We start from the raw sequence: 22,293 nt of genomic DNA on the forward strand, positions 1-22,293 counted from the left end.
GGGTTTTTTTATGCGCTAAACCATGTCGCGCAAAGTGTGCCGCGGTTTGGCGATAGCGACATGCGTAAAAATCTACAGTGCTATTCACTCTTGTCCGAGGAGGGCTTAGGCCGATAGGTTTCGAAGATCGCTTCCAGGTTCCTCTGGTAGTTCTTCTGCACTTCCAGTCCGCTGTCGAACATGGCGTTCAGCATCTCGGTATAGCTGTCGGCATTGAGCTTCGCCTCTTCCTTCGGCGCCTCCGGCGTCTTGGTCTTAGTCTGCGCCGCCGGCTGCTGGCCGAGCCCGCCCATCATCTCCTGGAAGGCCTTGGCGAAGGGATTGTCGAGGAAGGGGTTCGGCTGAGATGTCGCTTCCGGCTTCGGTACCGAAAACATCAGCTGCATCGCCTGGGTGAAGGGATTGTCGAAGATGCTGGGGTCCGGGGTCGTCTTCGGCTTCGGCGCAAAGCCGGTGCTTTCCAGCCATTTCTGCATGGTCTCGCCCATCGCCGTGTTGACGAAGGGGTTGACCGGCGAGGCCATCTGGCCGGTCGTCTGTTTAAAGAGCCCGCCCATCAGCGTATCGGCCAGCACCGGCAGCATCCGCTTATAAATATCCTGGCCGATACCGGTCATCTGTGCCGCCTGGGCGGCGACCGCGCGCGAAACCTCCTTCGAGCCGAAGAGCTGGGCAAGGATGTTGTTGCCGTCGGAAATACCCTCTGGCGTGAACGCCCGGTTCATATCCTCGAAATATCGCGCATAGTTGCCGGAGGAGACCGCCTGCATCAGCCCGACGAAATCATAGGGATTGCTGGTGCTGCGCTTCAGCCCGGCGGAAAAGGCCGGCATCAGCGCCGCCATTGCCTTCGTCGCTTGTTCCTGCGCGAGGTTGAACTGCCGGGCGATCGCCTCCATCGCCGCGCCGTTCTGCGCCTGCATCATCATGTCGAAGAGTGGCAGCATGGAAGTCCCTTTCCCCGGGTCGTGACGCGTTGTAACGCCACTATAACCGGAAATGGCAATGAGCAAACTGCTTTTTGCCATAAGAACTTAGGGAGGAATTTAGCGAGAGCATGCGGCCGAGGCTCCAGCGGCGGGTCGGTGGAGCACGCGAGCGCCGTGCGTGCTTTCTGACGCACAAAGGACGCTCCAACTCTTTCGATCCTCGCATCGTGCTTTCCGAAAATCGATTCCGATTTTCGGAAAGCACGATGCGCTAGGTCGCCGGCCTTCACTTCCGCTGCTCGGAAACAGGCGAAAACAGCGGCTGTCAGAGCGATTCCAGGAAAAGGGGAACCGGGGTCGGACTCAGTACTGATAGTCCTCAAAGACCGGCTCCACGGAGCCGTGCCAGCGGCCGTGATAGAGCGACAGCAAATCCTCGGCGAGCGTCGCCTTCTTGGCGAGCACCTCGTCGAGCGGCGCCAGGAAGATCGTCTCGTCCTGGCCTTCCCGGTTGAGCTTACCGCGCGCCTTGAGACCGGCCCTTGATATGCCGACCACTTCGCGCGCCATGTCGAAGAGCGGGTGCCCGCGGAATTGCGCCTTCAACCCTTCGGCGGGAACCGCATTGCGCAGGGCGCTGATCTCGGCAAAGGTCCAATCCTTCGTCAACTCGTCGGCAGCATCGAGTGCTGCATCATCGTAGAGCAGGCCGACCCAGAAGGCCGGCAGCGCACAGATGCGCCGCCACGGGCCGCCGTCGGCGCCGCGCATTTCGAGGAAACGCTTCAGCCGCACGTCGGGGAAAAGTGTCGAAAGATGGTTCGTCCAGTCCCCCATCGTCGGCGCCGGATCGGCGACCTCGCCCTTCAATGCGCCGTTCATGAACTGGCGGAAGGTGACATGGGTGCAGTCGTGATAGCGGCCGTCGCGGACGATGAAATACATCGGCGCGTCGAGGGCCCATTCGGCATAGTCGCGGAAGCCGAAATCGTCGCGGAAGCTGAAATCGAGCAGGCCGGCGCGCCGATTGTCGACATCGCGCCAGATGTCACCGCGCCAGGAGAGCAGGCCGTTCGGCTTGCCCTCGGTGAAGGGCGAGGATGCGAAAAGCGCGGTCGCCAGCGATTGCAGCTTCATCGAAACGCGCATTTTCTTGCGCATGTCGGCTTCCGAGGAAAAATCGAGGTTCACCTGGATCGTGCAGGTGCGGTACATCATGTCGAGACCCTGGGTGCCGACCTTCGGCATATAGCGGGTCATGATCTCGTAGCGTGATTTCGGCATCTGCGGCGTTTCCGCGTAGGTCCATTTCGGACTGCCGCCGATACCGAGGAAGCGGATGCCCATCGGCTCGGCGATTTCGCGCAGCGTCGCCAGATGCTGGTTCGATTCCTTGCAGGTCTCGTGGATCGTCTCCAGCGGTGCACCGGAGAGTTCGAACTGGCCGCCGGGCTCGATCGAGATCGCGCCCATGCCATGCTGCTCGGCAAGGCCGATGATGTTGCCGCCGTCGGTGATCGGCTCCCAGCCGCTTTTTTTTTGCAGGCCGGTCAAGAGGGCCGAAATGCTGGCATCGCCGAAATAGGGAACCGGGCTGTTGTCGGCGCGGAAGAAGGCGAATTTCTCGTGTTCGGTGCCGATCCGGAAGTGCTCCCGCGGCTTGTTGCCGGCGGCGATATAATCGGTCAGATCCTGGACCGAAGAGAGCGGTGTCTGGTCGGTAGTGTCGCGGGCCATGCGGGATACCTGTATTCAAAAAGGCGCCCAGGGGGCCGGGCGGTTGGAAGGCTGATTAGGACCCAAGCCACCCATGTTGCAAGTGAAATTCTTTCAACGACGCATCAAAAAAATAACAGCGATTTCCATGTCAACCCGTTTTCGACCTTAGTTCCAGTCGCCGATCGCCGCCTGGACCACCGCCAGGGCCGCAACGGCTGCCGTATCGGCCCGCAGGATGCGCGGTCCGAGCGGAATGGCCGTGACGAAATCGAGGCTTCGAAGCCGCGCCCGCTCTTCTTCCGAAAAGCCGCCTTCCGGCCCGACGAGCAGAGCGAGATGTCTTTCCCTGATCGCCGAGAGCACCGGCAGCGGGTTCTGCCCGGCATCGCCCTCGTCGCAATAGATGATGCGGCGCTCGCTCGGCCAGCGGTCGAGCAGGTCGAGAAGCCTCACCGGTTCGGCCACGTCGGGAATGCCGAGAATGCCGCATTGCTCCGCCGCTTCGACGACATTGCCGCGCAGCTTGTCGAGATTGGTGATCTTGCCCTGCACGTGCTGGGTCATGACCGGCTGCAGCAGGCCGGCGCCCATTTCGACCGCCTTCTGCACGAGGTAGTCCATCCGGCCGACCTTGAGCGGCGCAAAGAGATAATGCAGGTCGCAAGGCTGCGGCTGCGGCCGTGTCTCTTCGGTTGCCGTCAAAAGGATGCGTTTGCGCGTGGGGAAGGTAAGGGTTGCCTTCCACTCGCCGTCGCGGCCGTTGAAGAGCAGGATCTCCCCACCGTCCTCCATCCTCAGCACATTGGCGAGATAGTTGAACTGATCGGCATTCGCCTCCACGCCGGCACCGCGCGTAAGCGGCGCGTCGACGAAAAGCCGTTGCATGCGAAAATTGGCGCGCATTAAAAAACTCGGGGTCTCAAAGCATGCCTCGTAAAACTGTGCAGCGGTTTTGCGATCATGACACGCTAGAAAATAAAGACCTAAAGCACGGCGCCGGGACAAATCGCGACGCGCTTTAGACGAAGAGCGCGAACATAACCCAATAAATCATTGCCGCAAGCGCTGCCGAAACCGGCACGGTGACAATCCAGGCGGCGATGATCGTCATGAAATGCGAACGGCGCACGAGATAGCGCCGCCGCGTCTCGTGGATATTCGGCTCTTCCGGCTCGTCGATATCAAAGCTCTCGGCCTTGCGCCTGATATAGGCGATGCGACGCTTCGAATGGCGCGTATACCATTCGCGGAAGAATCCGACGCCGAAGACGGCGCCGACGGCGATATGTGTGGTGCTGACCGGCAGACCGAGCCAGGAGGCGACGATGACGGTAAAAGCTGTCGACAGCGCCACGCAATAGGCCCGCATCGGATTGAGCTTGGTAATTTCCTCGCCGACGAGGCGGATCAGGCGCGGCCCGAAGAGCAGCAGACCGACGGAGATGCCTAGGGCGCCGATCAGCATCACCCAGAGCGGCGGATGCCCGATGCCGCCGCCGCCGCCGATGCCGACCGAATGGACGATCGCCGACAGCGGCCCGACCGCGTTCGAAACGTCGTTTGCGCCATGCGCGAAGGACAGCAGCGCCGCAGAGCCGATCAGCGGCAGCCGGAACAGCGTTCGCAGCGAGCTGTTGCGGTTTTCGAGCTCCCGCGCTTGGGCGAGAACGAGTGGCCGGGCGGCAAGCCAGCTCACCAGCCCGATGCCGATTCCGATGAGGAGGACGGTCAGCGGCGGGAACCTGCCCGGGGGCGACAGCTGCAGCACCATATAGGCCATGAAGCCGCCCGCCATCACCGCGACCAGCACCGGCACCCAGCGCTGTGCCGCCGCTACTTTGTCGTCGCGGTAGATGATCAGGGTCTTGACGAGATAAAGCAGCCCGGCGGCGATCAGCCCGCCGATCAGCGGGGAGGTGATCCAGCTCGAGGTGATCTCCAGCATTACCTGCCAGTTCACCGGTTCCGGCCCGACGGCTGAGATGCCGGCGCCGATCACCGCGCCGACGATAGCATGGGTGGTGGAAACCGGCGCGTTCATCCAGGTTGCGAGGTTGATCCAGAGAGCCGCCGCCATCAGCGCCGCCATCATGATCCAGCCGAGCAGCGCCGGCGGTACCTGGACGGCGTCGACGATGTTTGAGGAAATCGTCTTGACGACCTCGCCGCCGGCGATCGTGGCGCCAAGAACTTCGAAAATCGCAGCGATGACCAATGCTTGGCCCATCGTCATGGCGCGCGCCCCGACGGCGGCACCGACATTGTTGGTCACGTCGTTGGCGCCGATGTTCATCGCCATATAGCCGGCAAGGGCGGCGGCCGCGATGACGAGCATCGCTCCCGGCCGGTCGAATACATAGACGCCGGCAAAGAGCATGGCCAGACCGACGAAGATCAGCCCGAGACCAGGCGCCACCAGCCGCCGCAAAACATGCTTCGCCACGTCCTCGGCATGGGTGATCTTGTCGAGGTCCTTGTCGAGCGTGCGTTTCGTGAGGACTGCGGGACGTGGCGGCATTCTTTTTCCTGAGGATGAATCTGCTTCTACGCTGCTTTCCTAGCAGTGCAAGATGGCAGGATTCATTCCGCCGGAATTTGTTTCACGTCTGGAATTTGCTTGGCCGCCTTGGCCGAAAGCCTGTCGGTCATCTTTTGCTTGAAGGCGAGGAAAAGGTGGCGGAGCTCCGGTTCGCGCACGCGCGCCGCCGCCTCGTCGAACGAGACCCATTCGATGCGGCGTTCGCCTTTTTCCTTGAAGTTCTTCGCCATGTCGGTGACCTCGAGCGCATAGACCTGCACTTTGCAGATCACTTGCACCCCGTCGCGCAACGCCTTCGAATAAGTGTAGGCGCCGAGCGTCTCCGTTTCGACCGCGCCGCGGACGCCGGCTTCCTCGAAGGCTTCCTGCATCGCGACTTCATGGGCGCATTTGCGCGTCATCGGCCAGCCCTTGGGAATGACCCAGCGGCCGGTATCGCGGCTGGTCATCAACAGCACCTCGACCTCACCGCTCTTCTTCTTTACCCGATAGCAGAGCGCACCGTATTGCTGTCGCGGCGGACGCCGGAACATCAGTTGCACATCGGAAGCCAGTCGGGCGAAAAGAGTCAATGGTCGGGTCACCTTCGCAGTCGTCGTTAGGAATCACTCATATACGTATATCACGGAAAGCTTACGCAATCCAAAAGGCCGCAGGACGATTCGAAACGCGATTTGATCGCCGTTCATAGGGAAATCGAGGCCGGACAGGCTCGGAAAATCCGTCGCATCCTGTCTCGAATGCGTCACATTGCACAGCTGTACAATATGGCGTGATCTTGCCTTTCGTTCAATGCCGAGATCTAGTGATCCACCATGATTTTGTGAATGTCGTCCCCATGCGTCTTCCCCCGCTCAATGCCATCCGCGCCTTCGAGGCCGTCTGCCGTCATGGCAGCATTCTGAAGGCTGCCGAAGAGCTGAATGTGGTGCGCGGCGCCGTGCGCCAGCAGATCGACACGCTGGAGAATCACTTCGGTAGCAAGCTCTTCCTGCGCGACGGCCGCAGACTGGTCCCGACCTTGCAGGCCAGCGCTTTTGCGGCCGCCGCGAGCGCGGCTTTCGACATTCTGCAGCGCGCCGCTTCGGAACTCGAAGGCGCCGTGCCGCGCCGCATCCGGCTCGGCGTACCCTCCGCCTTCGCGGTCTGGTGGCTGATGCCGCGTGCAGCAGACATGCAGGCGAGCCTCGGCGATACCGTCGACATCGTGCCGATGGCCACGGTCGAACCGCTGCAGATGCACCCGGAATTGGACGCCGTGATCATGGGCGGCGAATACCGGCCGGCCGCAGGCATTACCGCCCTGCGATTCATGGCGGATGAGTTCGGTCCGGTCGCAACGCCTTCGCTTGCCGCGACCCTATCGAGCGATCCGGCTGCGATGGGCGCGCTAACGATGCTTATCAGCCGCAGCGTTCCGAGGCTCTGGGACGAATGGTTTGCCGAAAGCGGCACGCCGCCGGTCGTCTTTTCCCGCACCCAGGAATTCGCGGATCTGCTGCTGGCGCTGGGTGCCGCCCGTTCCGGGCTTGGCATCGCACTTGCCCCACGTGCCTCGATCGAGGACGATCTCAAGCGCGGGCATCTGGTCGCGCCCTCCGGCTTCATCTCTCGGCCATCGGGCTACAGCCTCTGCTGCCGCACGCCGGATATGAAACGGCCGGCCTTTGCGGCCTTGTCCGGTTGGTTGCTTCGTTGCGGGACACCAGCCTGAAAGGGCAGATTTTCTGCCCCTTCGCCAGAATTACTTCCATATTCGCAACCCTGTTGGTCCGCTAGAAACAGCACCAACACGCAAATAGGAAAGAGTTGATGGAAAAGAGCGCAACCCGCATCGACTGGATCGGCAACAGCTGCCGGCTGCTCAATGCGACGGCGGCCGAATTCGAGCGGACGCGTCCCTTCGAGGGCCTGTCGATCGGCACCGGCATCCATCTGGAGCCGAAGACGGTGGCGCTGCTGACGACGCTTCGCGCCGGTGGGGCGCGTCTTGTCTGCACCGGCAATCTCAACAGCACCCAGCCTTCGACGGTCGAGTTCTTGCGTACCCAAGGCATCTCGGTCTTCGCGACGCAGACGACCGATCCCGCCGCTCACCATCAGAGCCTCGAAGCGGTGATTGCCGAAAAGCCGAATCTGCTGCTCGACAATGGCGGCGATCTTTTCGCCATCGCGGCGGAAAAACCCTACGCCAATCTCCGCGGCGGCACAGAGGAAACCACCTCGGGCCGCATCCGCCTGCTGCCGCTACGCGCGCGCCTGAACATGCCGATCCTCGTCATCAACGACAGCCCGATCAAGCAGTTCGCCGAAAACAGGCATGCCGTCGGTCAGAGCCTGTTCGAAAGCTACCTGCGCTTCACCAACCGCTCCACCAACGGCAAGCGCGTGACGGTGTTCGGCTACGGCGCCTGCGGCAAGGGCACGGCCGCCTGTTTCCGCAATGCCTTTTCCACCGTCAGCGTCATCGATATCGATCCGGTGACGACGCTCGAAGCTCATCTCGACGGTTTCACCACACCGCTGCGCGACGCGGCGATCCGCTCGGCCGATATCATCGTTACCGTCACGGGTTTTGCCGGCATCGTGACGGCGGCCGACCTGCCGCTCGTCAAGGATGGCGCGATCCTGATGAATGGCGGCCATTTCCCGCATGAGATCGATGTCGAAGCCTTCCGTCGCCACCCCGATGTCATTGGCATCGATCGCTACGAGGCCGACCATATCGAGACCTTCCATCTCAGCGACGGCCGCTCTTTCCATCTGCTCGGTGGCGGCCATATGGCCAATCTCGCCGGCCCGCGGCCGCTCGGCAATACCGTCGAGTCGATGGATCTCGGCTTCACCCTTCAGGCCCGCTGCCTGGAACGCATCGCCAAGGGCGAGGCCGGCCCCCAATCCTGCGTCGTGCCTGTGCCCGCGGATATCGATGCCATGGTGGCGAACGCCTACCTCGATCTGGCGCGTTGATTCCGCGGACGGATTAGATCAGTCGATCTCGACGACGAGCTTCCCGTCCGCCTGCCGGTTTTCGATCAGCCGATGCGCCTCATCTGTATCGGCAAGGGTGAAGCGGCGCGGGTCGAGCTTCGGCATCACCTTGCCGGCTTCGGCAAGCTTCGTCATCTCTCGCATGATCTCACCATGATGGGCGCGTCCTTCGCCGGTCAGCAGCGGCAGCAGCGTGAAGACGCCTGAATAGGTGGCGGCCTTGAAGGAGAGCGGTGCCAGCGCGTGGCTTCCCCAGCCAAGGCAGCTGACGACGTGGCCGAACTGGCTGACGGCTCGGAATGCCGCATCGAGCCCCTGGCCGCCGACGGTATCGTAGACCAGTTCGAAACCCTTGCCGCCGGTGTGTCTTGCGACATAGGTTTCCACCGTTTCCGCGTCACGATCGATCGGCGTTGCGCCAAGGCCGGCGAGATAGTCTGCTTTCGACGCGCCGTCGACCACATAGACCTCGGCTCCGGCAGCCTTGGCGATCTGCGCGACGATATGGCCGACACCGCCGCCGCCAATCACCAGAACCTTCTGGCCGGCCTTGACCCCGGCGCGGTCGACCAGCCCCTCCCAGGCGGTGATCGAGATCAGCGGCAAGGCGGCTGCCTCGCGCATCGACAGATTCTGCGGCTTTGGCGCCAGCAGCGCGGCGTCAACAGCTGCAAATTCGGCAAGCGATCCCTGAATGCCGCCGACCCCGCCGGTCATGCCGTAGACCGCGTCGCCGCGGCGAAAACCGCTGACGCCAGTTCCGACCTCTTCGACAACACCGGCCATATCGATACCGACAATGGCGGGAAGCGGATGGCGGGCATGGGCCGCATTGCCGGCCCGGATCTTGAGGTCGAGCGGATTGACGCCGCTTGCCTTGATGCGCACCAGGACCTGGCCTTCGCCGGGCACCGGTTTTGAAATATCGGCGATGCGCAATGGTGAATTCGGTGCTTCAGCCAACAGCGCTTTCATCGTTGATTGTACAGACATGGAGCTCTCCTTCGTTCGCGGTGCGGCGTCGGTAGGACCACCGCAATTGGCGTGGAAGAAAGATGCTTCATTGAAACTCGAATGAAAATGAAAGATAACGACTGAAGTCCATGCATTTTTGTTTGGCGGATGCGAGCGATGGAATGGAGTGACCTCAGGCTGTTTCTGGCGATCGCGCGGTTCGGCACGCTGGGGGCAGCAGCCCGCAACCGCGGGCTGACGCAGCCGACGATGGGCAGACGGCTGCGTGCCCTTGAAGCCTCTCTCGGCCAGACGCTTTTTCAGCGCACGACCGATGGCTTCGTCCTGACCGACGAAGGCGCAGCCGTGTTCGCCGGCGCCGAACGCATCGAGGAGGAGGCGCTCGCCATGGAGCGGAGCCTTGCCGGCGGCAGCCGTCAGCTCGATGGTTTACTCAGGCTGTCCTCATCCGATTGGTTCGGCGCGCACGTGCTTTCGCCTGTGTTGGCGGAATTCTCGCAAGTTCATCCGAAGGTGGTGGTCGAATTGCTGACTGACAGCCGGCTTCTCAGTCTGTCGCGACGCGAAGCCGACCTCGTCTTTCGCATCCAGCCTTTTACGGAAGCGGAGATCGTATCGCGCAAGCTTATCCGTATCGAATACGGCCTTTACATCAGTCGCGGCGCACCGCACCCCGAAGCCGGCGACGGCGCGGGCGCCCGCCTTGTCACCATGGACGAGGCTTTCGGCGAGATGCCGGATGTCGGCTGGCTGCGGCGCCTGTTGCCGCAGGCCGACATCGTCACGCGCAGCAACAGCCGCGACGTGCAGGCTGCGCTCTGCGCCAACGGAGCCGGGCTCGCCGTCCTGCCGCGGCCGCTCGGCGATTCTCTTGCGGCCATCGAACTGGTCGATCTCGGTGAACCGCCACCCGGCCGCGACACCTGGGTCGGCTATCACCGCGACATGAAGCGGTTAGCGCGGCTGCGCGCCCTGCTGGACCTTGTCATCGAGAGGCTGGCGCGCTGAATCGGTGATGCCGTCAGCGCTCCCAATAGGGGACGGGACCATAAAGCTCTGCCAGATAGTCGATGAACAGCCGCACCTTGGCCGGCAGGAACTGCCGGCTGGGATAAACGGCCGACAGCGCGACATTGTGCGAGCTCTCATAGGCCGGCAGCACCTGCACCAGCCGGCCGGCCTTGAGCTCTTCACCGATATCCCAGGTGGAGCGCAGCGCGATCCCGAGCCCGGCGATGACCGCCTCGCGGATCACCTCGCTGGAATTGGTGACGAGCAAGCCTTCCGGCCTGAGACTCAGCGCCCCGTCCGGCCCGTTCAGCCGCCAGGTGTCGTTATTGTGGGCCGGCAGGCAGCGATGGCGTTTCAGCTCGTCGATGTGCTTCGGCTCGCCATGCGACGCAAGGTAATCCGGCGAGGCGCAGAGCAGCCGGCGCACCGGCGCCAGCCTTCGGGCAACGAGGCTCGAATCGGTGAGTTCGGCAATGCGGATCGCCAGATCGAAGCCGCCGCCGACGATGTCGCTGAATTCGTCGGTCAGCACCAGGTTGATCGCAAGCTCCGGATGCGCCTCCATGAAATACTTCAGATGCGGCGCGATATGCATGCGCCCGAAGGAGGTCGGGGCAGAGATCTTCAGCGTGCCGTGCATCTGCGCCGAGCGGCCTGAGATATAAAATTCTGCCTCCTCGAGCCCGGCGAGAATACCGAGAACCCGGTCGTAGAAGCCCTGTCCGGCCTCCGTCAGCGAGATCTGCCGCGTCGTGCGTTGCAGAAGCCGGGTGCCGAGCCGGTCCTCCAGCCGCTTGATCCGTTTGGAGACGACGGCCGGAGAAAAGCCGAGTGCCCGGCCGGCGAGCGACATGCTTCCGGTCGAAACGACCTTGGCAAAGATTTCGAGATCACCCAGATTGGTCATAAGGTTTCGTAACTTTTTCCCTTTTGGCATAAGTGCTTAGCATTTGCGCCACTTTCGGGAAAGTGCTAAGCCGGTTTATCGGCGGCAGGGAGGTTCGCGGCCGGTTTCCGCTGTCATCTTCCCGCTGTCATTCCCGTCGTCAGGGCCAGGGAGAACGCCATGTCCGACGCCATTTCGTTTCTCGAGCCGCGCGCCGACGTGCTGGCGCGCCGCGCCCAGATCGTTGCCGATCTCACCGATCTTCTGCCGCTGGAATGCCTGGTGCATGAGGCGCGCGAGCTGGTGCCGTTCGAGACCGACGCCTTCGTGTCCTACCGCCGCCTGCCGCTCGCCGTCGCCCTCCCGCGCACCACGGCTGAGGTTTCGGCCGTCATGCGTTACTGCAATCGCTACGGCATTCCCGTCGTGCCGCGCGGCGCCGGCACTTCGCTCTCCGGCGGCGCCATTCCGCAGGAGGATGCCGTCGTACTTGGCCTGTCGAAGATGAACAGCATCCTCGAAATCGATCTGCCGAACCGGGTCGCCGTGGTCCAGGCCGGTGTCACCAATCTCAATATCTCCGAATCCGTCTCCGCGGACGGCTTTTTCTACGCGCCCGATCCGAGCTCGCAGCTTGCCTGCACCATCGGCGGCAATATCGGCATGAATTCCGGCGGCGCCCACTGTCTGAAATATGGCGTCACCACCAACAATCTGCTCGGCGTCAGGATGGTACTGGTCGACGGCACCGTGATCGAGCTCGGCGGCAAGGCGCTGGATGCGGCAGGCTACGACCTGCTCGGCCTCGTCTGCGGCCACGAAGGCCAGCTCGGCATCGTCACCGAGGCAACGGTGCGGCTGATCGCCAAGCCGGAAGGCGCGCGCCCGGTGCTCTTTGGCTTCGAGAGATCGGAGGAGGCCGGCGCCTGCGTTGCCGATGTCATTGCCGCCGGCATTATCCCGGTCGCAATCGAATTTATGGACAAGCCGGCGATCGAGATCTGCGAGGCCTTCGCCCATGCCGGATATCCGCTCGATGTCGGCGCGCTATTGATCGTCGAGGTCGAGGGGTCGGAAGCGGAGATGGACGCCGCGCTGAAGGACATCGTCGAGATCGCCCGCCGGCACGCTGTCAAGACCGTGCGCGAATGCCAGTCGGCGACCGAGGCGGCGCTGATCTGGAAGGGCCGCAAATCCGCCTTCGGCGCCACCGGCCGCATCGCCGACTATATCTGCATGGACGGCACCGTGCCGCTCAGCCAGCTTTCCTACGTGTTGAAAAGGACCGCCGAGATCGTCGATCATTACGGCTTGCGCGTCGCCAACGTCTTCCATGCCGGCGACGGCAACATGCATCCGCTGATCCTCTTCAATGCCAACGATCCGGAGGATGCCGCCCGTGCCGAGGCCGCCGGCAACGATATCCTTCGGCTCTGCGTCGATGCCGGCGGCTGCCTCACCGGCGAACATGGCGTCGGCATCGAGAAGCGCGACCTGATGCGGCACCAATATTCCGAGGTCGATCTCACCCAGCAGATGGCGGCGCGTGCCGCCTTCGATCCCGGCTGGCTCCTCAATCCGTCGAAGGTCTTCCCGCTCGAAGGGCGCCCCGCCGCATGATCGACCTGACGCCGACGAGCGAGGAAGAGGCAGCAGTGATCGTCCGCGCCCATGCGGAAAGCGGCCGGCCGCTGGCGATCTGCGGCGGCAATAGCCGCTCGGGCTTCGGCAATACCGTTGCCGCCGAGGGCCGGCTGCGCTCGACCGGACTTTCCGGCATCGTCGCCTATAATCCCGGCGAAATGGTCATGACCGTCCGATCCGGAACGTCGCTTGCCGAGGTCGAGGCGGCACTTCAGGAGAGCGGCCAGATGCTCGCCTTCGAGCCGATGGATCATCGCCCGGTGATGGGCACATCCGGCGAGCCGACCATCGGCGGCGTCTTTGCCGCCAATGTCTCCGGTCCGCGTCGGCTGATCGCGGGTGCCGCCCGCGACAGCCTGCTCGGGGTGCGCTTCGTCAACGGCAAGGGTGAGATCATCAAGGCCGGCGGCCGAGTGATGAAGAATGTCACCGGCCTCGATCTCGCCAAGCTGGTCGCCGGCTCGCATGGCACGCTGGCTTTCCTCACCGAAGTCACCTTCCGCGTGCCGCCGCGCCCGAAGACGGAGCGGACGGTGCTGCTATCAGGCCTCAACGACGCCGAGGCGGCAAACGCCATGGCGGCGGCAATGGCCCTGCCGGTGGAAGTCTCAGGCGCCGCCCACCTGCCGCTGACGGTGACGTGGAAATTCCTCGCCGGCAAATTGCCGGAGGGCGAGGCGACCGCTCTGCGCATCGAAGGCCTGCCGGGCTCGGTCGACGTACGCATCGAGAAGCTTGCCGCGGCAATGTCGGGTTTCGCCACGGTCACGCGGCTGGAACAGCCGGAGAGCCAAAAGCTCTGGCAGGAAATCCGCGACGTGCTGCCCTATGCCGACGGCAGCATGCGGCCGATCTGGCGCGTCTCGGTCGCCCCCGGCACCGGCCCTCAGCTGGTCGCAGCGCTCCGCCTCGAGGCAGGCGTCGACGCCTTCTACGACTGGCAGGGCGGCCTCGTCTGGATGCGCATGGAGGCCGGCCCCGAAGCGGAACTGGTCCGTCGCTACATCAAGGCGCTCGGCGGCGGCCACGCGACGCTGATCCGTGCATCGGGTGAGGCGAGGGCGACAACTGCTGCCTTTCATCCCGAGCCCGAGGCGGTGACGATGCTGTCGCAGCGGGTGAAGGAGAAATTCGATCCGGCGGGAATCTTCAATCCGGGGAAGATGGGGTGAGGGATAAGATGAGTTTGTGCTTGGGTTACCCCCCTCTGTCCTGCCGGACATCTCCCCCACAAGGGGGGAGATTGGCTGAGGGCTATGACTTCCCCAAACAATTAGGGCACTGCGACTCCGACACGGCAGATAGGAAGCGATGGTCCAACCTCTTGTTGATCTCCCCCCTTGTGGGGGAGATGTCCGGCAGGACAGAGGGGGGTATTGCATGCACAACGCCCGATATCCTCCCAAAGCGGCGGTCGCGTTAGATGCAAACCAACTTCACCCCGACCCAGCTCCTCGATCCCGATGTCGCCGAATCCGAGCAGATTCTGCGCAAATGCGTTCACTGCGGTTTCTGCACCGCCACCTGTCCCACCTATGTGACGCTCGGCAACGAGCTCGACAGCCCGCGCGGCCGCATCTACCTGATCAAGGACATGCTGGAAAACGGCCGCCCCGCCGATACCGAAGTCGTCACCCATATCGACCGCTGTCTCTCCTGCCTTGCCTGCGTTACCACCTGTCCCTCCGGCGTCGATTACATGCATCTGGTCGATCACGCCCGCGCCCATATCGAAAAGACCTACAAGCGCCCGTTCATGAACAGGCTGACGCGCGCCATCCTTGCCGCTGTGCTGCCCTATCCCGGTCGCTTTCGCCTGGCGCTCAATCTCGCCCGTCTCGGCCGGCCCTTCGCCGGTCTGATGCGGGGTGGCGCGTTGAAACCCTTCGCCGCCATGCTGGCACTTGCGCCGCGCCGCATCCCCGCTGCTTCGGACTTCGCAAAACCCGGCACGCATCGGCCCGAAACGGAACGGCGCGGCCGGGTGGCGATCCTTTCCGGCTGCGCCCAGCCGGTGCTCGATCCCGGCATCAACGCGGCGGCGATCCGGCTGTTGACGCGGCTCGGCGTCGAGGTCGTGGTGCCGGAAGGCGAGGTCTGCTGCGGCTCGCTGGTGCATCACATGGGTCGCGCCGAGCAGGCGCTCGAAAGTGCGCGCGCCAATGTCGATATCTGGACGCGCGAGATCGAGGGGCAGGGCCTCGATGCGATCATCATCACTGCTTCGGGCTGCGGCACGACGATCAAGGATTACGGCCACATGCTGCGCCTCGATCCCGCCTATGCTGCAAAGGCGGCCTGTGTCTCGGCGCTCGCCAAGGACGTCACCGAATATCTCGCAACCCTCGACCTGCCGGCACACACGCCGAAGGGCATCACGGTCGCCTATCATTCCGCCTGTTCCATGCAGCACGGCCAGCGCATCACGCTCGCGCCGAAGCAATTGCTGAAAGCGGCGGGCTTTACGGTGCGCGATCCGGCGGAAGGCCATCTTTGCTGCGGCTCCGCCGGCACCTACAACATCATGCAGCCGGAGATCTCGGCGGCGCTGAAGGCGCGCAAGGTCAAGAACATCGAGGCGACCAAGGCCGATATCATTGCCACCGGCAATATCGGCTGCATCACCCAGATCGCTACCGGCACCGGCATTCCAATCCTGCATACGGTCGAACTGCTCGATTGGGCCTACGGCGGCGCTGTGCCGGAAAAATTAACAGGTTTGCCGTTAGGCTGAAGCTTGCGAAGGCCCGTCGGGCCGGTCTCGGGAGTTTAGACGATGTGGCGGGGAATGATTGTGCTTGCGGGACTGCTCGGTGCGGCAGGCACCGCCCATGCAAATAGCCGTTATTTCTGTTCCGCCGACGACAAGGAAGCGCGCTTCACGCTCGAAAGCGGTTTCGAAAGCGCCGCCGGCCACAAGCTCAACCACTTCCGCGGCGCGCTGATCGTCAAGGATCCGGCCCAAGAGGCCGTGTTCGGAAAGCGTGTTTTCGAATCGCAGCACCTGACCAACCATTGGTCGCGTAACGGCGAACTGCTCATGGAAGTCTTCGACGGTGGCGAAGATGACACTGGCGGCGCAACGCTGGATCTGGTGGTTATCGCCGGCGAGCGCGGCAAGCCGGCGGCAAATTTTAGCGGCAGCTATTCCCTGACTATCGAAGGCGGTGAAAAACCCTATGCCGTCGAGGGTAAGGTCAGCTGCGGCACGAAATAGCGCCACAGCCGAAATTCAACAACTCAATTACCAGTGGAACGATACGCCGACGTTGACGGCGTTCGTGAAGATGTTGGTCTTCAGGTCCACGCCGCTGTCGATCGGAACGTCGACGCGCGAATAGGTGCCCTTGTATTCGACGAAGGTCGACCAGCGCTCGGTCACCTTGAAGTCGACGCCGGCCTGGGCCTGCAGCGTCACGCCGCCGAATTCATAAGCCCAGGTCTTGCCCTCGGGACGAATCACTTCGACATGCGGAATGTTCACGCCGATACCGGCGCCGAGATAGGGGGTCCAGCGGCGGGTCGGATCCTGGAAACGGTAGAGACCGTTCACCGTGAGGAGGTTCAGGCCGTCGGTGAATTCGAAATGCGACCAGCCGGCCTTTGCCAGCGTATCGTCGTCGGCATAGACCTTGTCATGGGTATAATCGAGCGAAATACCCCAGTTCGGCTTGTTGAAGTTCTCGAGCCACCAGGTGACGCGACCGCCGTAATAAGGCGGGCTGCCGAAGGACTTGCCTTCCCAGCCGGCGGTGAAGTGCGTGCCGTCGGAAAGATCGACGCCGCTATGCGGCGCGGTCTGGTAGCCGCCGTAGATAGAGAATTGCAGGTCTTCCGCCGAGGCGGAAACTGCTGAACAGATTGTCAAAAACGCGATGCCCGCAAGCAGGGAAGCGGAAGAACGCAGCGCAGATGTCATTGAATAGCCCCGAAATAAATATGTCGACTCTTAGGCACGTGTGCCAGCTTTTGGCCGCAAAGTCTAAGCAAAACGAAAGGCGCATCAGACTGCGCCTTTCGTTTTTTTGCTAAGTGTTGCTCAGCCGCCGAACATCGTACGCAGCACGTCGATGCCCCTGTCCTCGAATGCCACCTTGCCCTGCCTGTTGCCGGGGCCGATGACGATCACCTTGGTGCCGACGGGCGCGCGATCGTAGAGATGCGACACATCCTCGTTCATCATCCGGATGCAGCCGGAAGACATGTTGAGGCCGATCGTCCAGGGCTGATTGGTGCCGTGGATGCGGAAGATGGTGTCGCGGCCGCCCTGGTAGAGATACATTGCGCGGGCGCCGAGCGGATTGTCCTCGCCGCCTTCCTGGAAAGCAGGAATCATATGTCCCTTGGCGGCTTCGCGGCGGCGCATCTCGGCCGGCGGCGTCCAGCTCGGCCATTCGGCCTTGCGGCCGATCTTGACGACCCCCGACCAGCCGAAGCCGTCGCGGCCGACGCCGATGCCGTATCGGGTGGCGCGATTGTTGCCTTCGACGAGGTAGAGATATTTGTTGTTGGTATCGATGATAACGGTGCCGGCGGCTTCCGTCGTTGCCAGGCGCACTTTCTTGCGCTTGAACTGCGGCTTCACATATTTCGGCATCTGCGCGACGCGCACGATCTGTGCCGGTGCCCGTGCATTGTCGGGCGCGGAGCCCGCAGGTGCTGCAAAGGCGGATGTAGACATCAACGACAGGACAAGTCCGGCAGCAGCCAGACCCGGCATTAGTTTGATCATGATCGATTCCCCTCAAGCAAATCCGCTCGAAGCTACATGAACTTCTGCCTGATTCAAGATCGGTGTGGCCGGATAAAGCATTTTTGGAGAAGGAGAGCCGGATGTTCTTGCGGCTCCCACTGCATAATTTATCCTCAAATCGGACTCGACTTAAGGAAAAATTATGCAGCAATTTAAAGGATTACAGCGCCCTTTGCGGCTCTCGAAAAGACGCGTGGCGCTGTAAGTATTGCGCCGCCTTTACATGACGATGACGCGGGTTCCGACATTGACGCGGTCGTAGAGGTCGACGACGTCTTCGTTGCGCAGGCGTATGCAGCCGGAGGAGACGGCGCTGCCGATCGACCAGGGGGCGTTGGTGCCGTGGATGCGGTAAAGCGTCGAGCCGAGATACATGGCGCGGGCGCCAAGCGGGTTTTCCGCCCCGCCGTCCATGCGCGCCGGCAGGTAATGGCCCTTGGCGGCTTCGCGGCTGATCATCTCGGAAGGCGGCGTCCAATCCGGCCATTCGGTCTTGCGGGTGATTTTGTGGGCGCCGGCCCATTCGAAGCCCGGCTTGCCGACGCCGACGCCGTAGCGCCGCGCCTTGCCGCCTTGCATCACCAGATAGAGGAAGCGGTTGTTGGTATCGATGACGATCGTGCCGGGCTTTTCCGTGGTGTCGTAATCCACCATCTGCGGCAGGTATTGCGGTTCGATCGGACGACGGATCGACGGGATGCCGGGATTGATCGCCGAAACGGTCTGCGGTGACACCTGCGGCGCCCGACGGATGATCCGGCGCTGGAAAAGGCCGCGCTGCTGCGGCTGGACGACCGGTCGCTGATAGACGACGGGACGAACCCTGCCGCCGCCCAGTTGGTTGATCCAGGGTGCGGTCAGATCGGGGCTGAGCACAACGGGCGGGCGGGTGGCGTAGCGGTCGTCTGCAGTGGCGGCCGGGGAGAAAATGCCGAAAAGGGCTGCGGCAAGAACAAGCTGTTTCATCATCGGACGAACTCTCTACAAATGACCGAAAATGGACTGGCGGGACATGTCCGCCCGGGCGGAGATGTCCCACCCGGGAAAGACGCTGCCACCCAATCCGCCAGCGAATGGTAAAGATCGATTCACGAAAAGCCGACCGATCGGATAAACTTTTCGTCAGGGTTACCGTTCGGTTTGGAAAGACGGTTTGCAAATGGTAAAGCCGGAATCATGAGCAGAGAACGAAGCGGATCCCCGCAGAATGAAGGATCATGAGCGCGACAGGCATCATCATCGGCGAGGACGGCAGGAGCCGCTGCCACTGGCACGCCAATCTGCCCGACTATCTCCGCTATCATGACGAGGAATGGGGCCGCCCTGTCACCAATGATATCCGCCTCTTCGAGAAGATCTGCCTCGAAGGCTTCCAGTCGGGCCTTTCCTGGCTGACGATCCTCCGCAAACGCCAGAATTTCCGCGCCGCCTTTTCAGGTTTCGATTTCGACAAGGTCGCCCTTTTCGGCGAAGAGGATGTCGCTCGCTGCCTGGGCGATGCCGGCATCATCCGCCATCGCGGCAAGATCGTCTCGACCATCAACAATGCCAAGCGCGCCATCGAGCTCCGGGGCGAATTCGGCTCGCTCGCCCATTATTTCTGGCGCTACGAGCCCGGCCATAACGAGCGGCCGGCGGTGGTCGACCGCGAGCACATCGTCGCCAATCCGACGACGCCGACATCGGTGGTCATTTCGAAGGATCTGAAGAAACGCGGCTGGACCTTTGTCGGCCCGACCACAGTTTATGCTTTCATGCAGGCGATGGGTCTCGTCAACGATCATCTGGAAGGCTGCTTCTGCCGGCCCGAGGTCGAGGCGATGCGCACTGCTCTGGTTCGCCCATGAAAGATCACGCCGTGAGAACACTGATCGCCGCCGCTGCCCTTTTCCTCCTGACCGTCTCCGCCATGGCGCAGACGCCGCAGCTCGATCCCGGTGAGAAGCTGGAGAAGCTGCAATTCCCGGCCGTCACCATGCAGTTGAAGGGCTGGACGAAGTTCGGCAATGGCCATGTCTATACGCTGCCGGTGCGAGCCGGTCAGCACCTGAAGATCAGCTTTTCGACGAAAAGCAAATTTGCCTTCCTGGCGATTTTCGACCTGTCGAAACCCGATGACGAGGCCTTCTTCGGCACCGACGAGGACGGCATGAGCTTCGAGACGACGATCAAGGAAAACGCCACCTGGCTGCTGCGTCCCTATTATTCCAAGGTCTCGCCGCGCCGCGGCCTCGGCGCTCCCTTCAGCATCCTGATCGAACCATTGGCGGCTGCCCCGCAGCAGCCGAAACCGCCGGCCGAGCCGGAACGCCCCTCGCTGTTCCCAAAGGCCCCGCCCAAGCCGCAATGAGGCGGAGGTAGCGCCCGGCTTAGCCGAGCCGGGCGATCAGGTCGCGCAATTCGCCGAGGTGGTCGATCTTGCGGAAACGCGGCGCCTCTTTCGGCTCGTCCACATGTTCCAGCACCCAGGTCAGTTCGTGTGGCACGAAGACGCCGTAGCTGCCGGCGGCGATCGCCGGCACGATGTCCGATTTCAGCGAATTGCCGACCATCATTGCCCGCTCCGGCCCGTCGCCGACCTTGGCGAAGATGCGGCGATAGGTGACCGCCGTCTTGTCGGAGACGATCTCGACGGCATCGAAGAAGTCGCCGAGCCCCGATTGGGCGAGCTTGCGCTCCTGATCGAAGAGATCGCCCTTGGTGATCATGACAAGCAGGTATTTGCCGGCAAGCGCCTCCAGCGTGTCGCGCACATGCGGCATGGTCTCGACAGGATGAGAGAGGAGCTCGCGGCCGGTATCGAGGATCTTGGCGATCACGCCGGCCGGAATCTTGCCCTCGGTGATCTCGATCGCCGTCTCGATCATCGACAGCGTGAAACCCTTGATGCCGAAGCCGTAATGGCGAAGGTTGCGTTTTTCGGCCTCCAGCAGCCGTTCGGAAATCTTCGGTCCTTCGGCGAAATCGGCAAGAAGCCCGGTGAAATGGGCTTCCGTCAGCCGGTAATATTGTTCGTTCTGCCAGAGTGTATCGTCGGCATCGAAGCCGATCGTGGTCAGTGGTCGCGTCGTCATATGCGCACCTCTTAAAATATGGCCGGCAATCTATCGGCGGCCTGTGTCGAGACAAGGGCATAGCCTCCGCAGAGCCAAGCTACGGCGTTGAAAAGCGCCGACGCCGCACTACATGAAAATCGCCTCACCTTGCAGCCAGCCACGGCTGTGCCTGTCATATGCAGGCCAATAATCAAAAAATGAAGTTCAGTAGTTCGCAAGCCCCTCTTGCGGCAGACACAAAGGAATTTTTCGACCATGCGTTACAATCAACTCGGAAATACCGGACTTTTCGTCTCGGAAATCTGCCTGGCACGATGACCTTCGGCGAAGCCAAGCAAGGCACTGCCTGGGGCGCCATCGCCGACGTCGACCAGAATGCCGCCGACCGGATCGTCGAGCGCTCGCTTGCATCAGGCGTCAATTTCATCGACACGGCCGACGTCTATTCGACCGGCGAGTCCGAAAGGTTGCTCGGCCAGGCGCTGAAGAACCTCGACATCCAACGCAAGGACGTCGTCATCGCCACCAAGGTCTACGGCGTCATGGGCGACAAGCCGAACGACCGCGGCGCCTCGCGCGGTCACATCATGGACTCGGTCGAGGCGAGCCTCAAGCGGCTGCAGACCGATCATATCGATCTCTATCAGATCCATGCGACCGATACGGTGACGCCGGTCGAGGAGACGCTACGCGCTTTCGACGATCTCGTGTCCCGTGGTCTCGTGCGCTACATCGGCGTCTCCAACTGGCAGGCCTGGCGCATTTCCAAGGCACTCGGCCTGTCGGAGCGCCGCGGCTTTGCCCGTTTCGAAACCGTGCAGGCCTATTACTCCATCGCCGGCCGCGATCTCGAACGCGACATCGTGCCGATGATGCAGGAGGAAAAGCTTGGCCTGATGGTCTGGTCCCCGCTCGCCGGCGGTCTGCTCTCCGGCAAGTACGGTCCCGGCGCGCCCGGCAATGGTGAAGGCCGCCGCGCCAGTTTCGATTTCCCGCCCGTCGACAAGGACAAGGCCTGGGCCTGTGTCGCCGTCATGCGCGAAGTCGCCGAAAAGCACGGCGTCAGCGTCGCCACCGTCGCGCTCGCCTATATCCTGGCCAAGCCCTTCGTCACGACAGTCATCATCGGCGCCAAGCGTGTCGATCAGCTCGACCAGAACCTTGCCGCCGTCAAGCTGAAGCTCGATGAAGGGGATATCAAGAAGCTCGACGAGGTGAGCGCGCTTGCGCCCGAATATCCGGGCTGGATGCTGGCGCGACAGGGCGCCGGCCGCCGCCCGGCCGATTTCGAGCCGAAGGACTGACCTCGCCAACATAAGTCTTGGGGAACGCCGGACATCCGGCGTTCCCCTTTTCCTCAACGATCGACTACTTGCCGTGGGCCTTAAGCCAGGCGTTCATCTCGGCGATTTCGGCTTCCTGCGCCCTGATGACGGCTTCGGCGAGTTTGCGGATATCGGGATCTTTTCCGTATTGCAGCTCGATCCTGGCCATATCGATCGCACCCTGATGATGCGGGATCATGCCGCGGACGAAATCCGCATCGGCATCGCCGCTATAGTCGATCATCATATCCTTGTGCATCTTGGCGTTCGCCTCGCTGAAGGCGTGGCTCGCCGCATCGTGGTTGCCCATCGGCTTGCTCATGTCCATCGGCTTGTCTTTGGCAAGGACGGGAGCGGCAATGATGGCGAGCATTGCGGTGAGGGTGATGATTTTCAAAGACATGAGAGTTCCTTCCTCTGTCTGACAATAGGTTTGCCGGGCGGCTGGGCCACCCGATTGGCATG

The 22,293-nt window shown here is 62.4% G+C and carries 21 protein-coding genes and 1 pseudogene; 10 read left to right on the forward strand and 12 right to left on the reverse strand.

Features of this window, described 5'->3' with window-relative positions:
* Nucleotides 1–80: 80 nt before the first annotated feature.
* The 5 genes from AC244Q_RS02340 to AC244Q_RS02360 all read right to left on the reverse strand — a co-directional run bounded on the left by AC244Q_RS02340 (nucleotide 81) and on the right by AC244Q_RS02360 (nucleotide 5,759).
* A complete protein-coding gene (locus AC244Q_RS02340) occupies nucleotides 81–947 on the reverse strand; it encodes a DUF937 domain-containing protein (RefSeq protein WP_012756176.1) in 867 nt (288 codons plus the stop codon).
* A gap of 345 nt (nucleotides 948–1,292) precedes the next feature.
* On the reverse strand, nucleotides 1,293–2,666 hold the full coding sequence (locus AC244Q_RS02345) for a glutamate--cysteine ligase (RefSeq protein WP_128407384.1): 1,374 nt from the start codon (nucleotides 2,664–2,666) through the stop codon (nucleotides 1,293–1,295).
* A gap of 147 nt (nucleotides 2,667–2,813) precedes the next feature.
* Nucleotides 2,814–3,551, reverse strand: a complete 738-nt coding sequence (locus AC244Q_RS02350; RefSeq protein ID WP_017993038.1) for a 16S rRNA (uracil(1498)-N(3))-methyltransferase — start codon at nucleotides 3,549–3,551, stop codon at nucleotides 2,814–2,816.
* Nucleotides 3,552–3,666: 115 nt separating this feature from the next.
* Nucleotides 3,667–5,166 (reverse strand): inorganic phosphate transporter, encoded by a 1,500-nt coding sequence (locus AC244Q_RS02355; protein ID WP_017993039.1) that lies wholly within the window; start codon nucleotides 5,164–5,166, stop codon nucleotides 3,667–3,669.
* 62 nt (nucleotides 5,167–5,228) lie between these two features.
* The gene (locus tag AC244Q_RS02360; protein WP_012756180.1) at nucleotides 5,229–5,759 is read right to left on the reverse strand and encodes an NUDIX hydrolase; all 531 of its coding nucleotides are present in this window, start codon (nucleotides 5,757–5,759) and stop codon (nucleotides 5,229–5,231) included.
* 233 nt (nucleotides 5,760–5,992) lie between these two features.
* On the opposite strand from AC244Q_RS02360, the gene AC244Q_RS02365 reads away from it, so the two are divergent.
* Together AC244Q_RS02365 and AC244Q_RS02370 are read left to right on the forward strand one after the other, a co-directional pair.
* Nucleotides 5,993–6,901 (forward strand): LysR substrate-binding domain-containing protein, encoded by a 909-nt coding sequence (locus AC244Q_RS02365; RefSeq protein WP_113547251.1) that lies wholly within the window; start codon nucleotides 5,993–5,995, stop codon nucleotides 6,899–6,901.
* Nucleotides 6,902–6,999: 98 nt separating this feature from the next.
* Nucleotides 7,000–8,157 carry an adenosylhomocysteinase gene (locus tag AC244Q_RS02370; RefSeq protein ID WP_113547252.1) on the forward strand — a complete coding sequence of 386 codons (1,158 nt, stop codon included), beginning with the start codon at nucleotides 7,000–7,002 and terminating at the stop codon, nucleotides 8,155–8,157.
* An 18-nt stretch (nucleotides 8,158–8,175) separates the two neighbouring features.
* Here the strand turns inward: AC244Q_RS02370 and AC244Q_RS02375 are convergent, their stop codons facing one another.
* Entirely contained in the window at nucleotides 8,176–9,171 is a 996-nt protein-coding gene (locus AC244Q_RS02375; protein WP_113547253.1) for a zinc-dependent alcohol dehydrogenase family protein, read from the reverse strand.
* 138 nt (nucleotides 9,172–9,309) lie between these two features.
* On the opposite strand from AC244Q_RS02375, the gene AC244Q_RS02380 reads away from it, so the two are divergent.
* The gene (locus AC244Q_RS02380; protein WP_128407385.1) at nucleotides 9,310–10,161 is read left to right on the forward strand and encodes a LysR family transcriptional regulator; all 852 of its coding nucleotides are present in this window, start codon (nucleotides 9,310–9,312) and stop codon (nucleotides 10,159–10,161) included.
* A gap of 13 nt (nucleotides 10,162–10,174) precedes the next feature.
* On the opposite strand, the gene AC244Q_RS02385 is transcribed toward AC244Q_RS02380, so the two are convergent.
* Nucleotides 10,175–11,071, reverse strand: a complete 897-nt coding sequence (locus AC244Q_RS02385) for a LysR family transcriptional regulator (RefSeq protein WP_128407386.1) — start codon at nucleotides 11,069–11,071, stop codon at nucleotides 10,175–10,177.
* A gap of 159 nt (nucleotides 11,072–11,230) precedes the next feature.
* Between AC244Q_RS02385 and AC244Q_RS02390 the strand changes: the two genes are divergently transcribed.
* From AC244Q_RS02390 to AC244Q_RS02405, 4 genes are all read left to right on the forward strand, one after another.
* A complete protein-coding gene (locus tag AC244Q_RS02390) occupies nucleotides 11,231–12,670 on the forward strand; it encodes an FAD-linked oxidase C-terminal domain-containing protein (protein ID WP_128407387.1) in 1,440 nt (479 codons plus the stop codon).
* The gene (locus AC244Q_RS02395; RefSeq protein ID WP_012756187.1) at nucleotides 12,667–13,866 is read left to right on the forward strand and encodes an FAD-binding protein; all 1,200 of its coding nucleotides are present in this window, start codon (nucleotides 12,667–12,669) and stop codon (nucleotides 13,864–13,866) included. The genes AC244Q_RS02390 and AC244Q_RS02395 overlap by 4 nt, the downstream gene beginning before the upstream one ends.
* Before the next feature lie 251 nt (nucleotides 13,867–14,117).
* Nucleotides 14,118–15,428: a glycolate oxidase subunit GlcF gene (gene glcF, locus AC244Q_RS02400; RefSeq protein ID WP_128407388.1), complete on the forward strand. Its 1,311-nt coding sequence runs from the start codon at nucleotides 14,118–14,120 to the stop codon at nucleotides 15,426–15,428.
* A gap of 42 nt (nucleotides 15,429–15,470) precedes the next feature.
* On the forward strand, nucleotides 15,471–15,911 hold the full coding sequence (locus AC244Q_RS02405; RefSeq protein ID WP_012756189.1) for a hypothetical protein: 441 nt from the start codon (nucleotides 15,471–15,473) through the stop codon (nucleotides 15,909–15,911).
* Between the two features lie 27 nt (nucleotides 15,912–15,938).
* Here AC244Q_RS02405 and AC244Q_RS02410 read toward each other — a convergent pair whose 3' ends face one another.
* The 3 genes from AC244Q_RS02410 to AC244Q_RS02420 all read right to left on the reverse strand — a co-directional run bounded on the left by AC244Q_RS02410 (nucleotide 15,939) and on the right by AC244Q_RS02420 (nucleotide 18,416).
* A complete protein-coding gene (locus AC244Q_RS02410) occupies nucleotides 15,939–16,613 on the reverse strand; it encodes an outer membrane protein (protein ID WP_012756190.1) in 675 nt (224 codons plus the stop codon).
* A 120-nt stretch (nucleotides 16,614–16,733) separates the two neighbouring features.
* Nucleotides 16,734–17,426: a L,D-transpeptidase gene (locus AC244Q_RS02415; protein WP_128407389.1), complete on the reverse strand. Its 693-nt coding sequence runs from the start codon at nucleotides 17,424–17,426 to the stop codon at nucleotides 16,734–16,736.
* A 240-nt stretch (nucleotides 17,427–17,666) separates the two neighbouring features.
* Complete coding sequence (locus AC244Q_RS02420) at nucleotides 17,667–18,416, reverse strand: L,D-transpeptidase (protein ID WP_128407390.1); 750 nt, start codon at nucleotides 18,414–18,416, stop codon at nucleotides 17,667–17,669.
* Between the two features lie 248 nt (nucleotides 18,417–18,664).
* Here AC244Q_RS02420 and AC244Q_RS02425 point away from each other — a divergent pair, with 248 nt between their 5' ends.
* Complete coding sequence (locus tag AC244Q_RS02425; protein WP_113547260.1) at nucleotides 18,665–19,294, forward strand: DNA-3-methyladenine glycosylase I; 630 nt, start codon at nucleotides 18,665–18,667, stop codon at nucleotides 19,292–19,294.
* Complete coding sequence (locus tag AC244Q_RS02430) at nucleotides 19,291–19,797, forward strand: hypothetical protein (protein ID WP_128407391.1); 507 nt, start codon at nucleotides 19,291–19,293, stop codon at nucleotides 19,795–19,797. Before AC244Q_RS02425 ends, AC244Q_RS02430 begins: the two co-directional genes overlap by 4 nt.
* A gap of 19 nt (nucleotides 19,798–19,816) precedes the next feature.
* On the opposite strand, the gene AC244Q_RS02435 is transcribed toward AC244Q_RS02430, so the two are convergent.
* Nucleotides 19,817–20,521 (reverse strand): HAD family hydrolase, encoded by a 705-nt coding sequence (locus AC244Q_RS02435; protein WP_017993053.1) that lies wholly within the window; start codon nucleotides 20,519–20,521, stop codon nucleotides 19,817–19,819.
* Nucleotides 20,522–20,758: 237 nt separating this feature from the next.
* On the opposite strand from AC244Q_RS02435, the pseudogene AC244Q_RS02440 reads away from it, so the two are divergent.
* A pseudogene (locus AC244Q_RS02440) lies at nucleotides 20,759–21,807 on the forward strand (aldo/keto reductase).
* Nucleotides 21,808–21,871: 64 nt separating this feature from the next.
* On the opposite strand, the gene copM reads toward AC244Q_RS02440, so the two are convergent.
* Nucleotides 21,872–22,231 carry a CopM family metallochaperone gene (copM, locus tag AC244Q_RS02445; RefSeq protein ID WP_012756197.1) on the reverse strand — a complete coding sequence of 120 codons (360 nt, stop codon included), beginning with the start codon at nucleotides 22,229–22,231 and terminating at the stop codon, nucleotides 21,872–21,874.
* Nucleotides 22,232–22,293: the final 62 nt, after the last annotated feature.

The organism is Rhizobium sp. CB2179 (assembly GCF_057653455.1).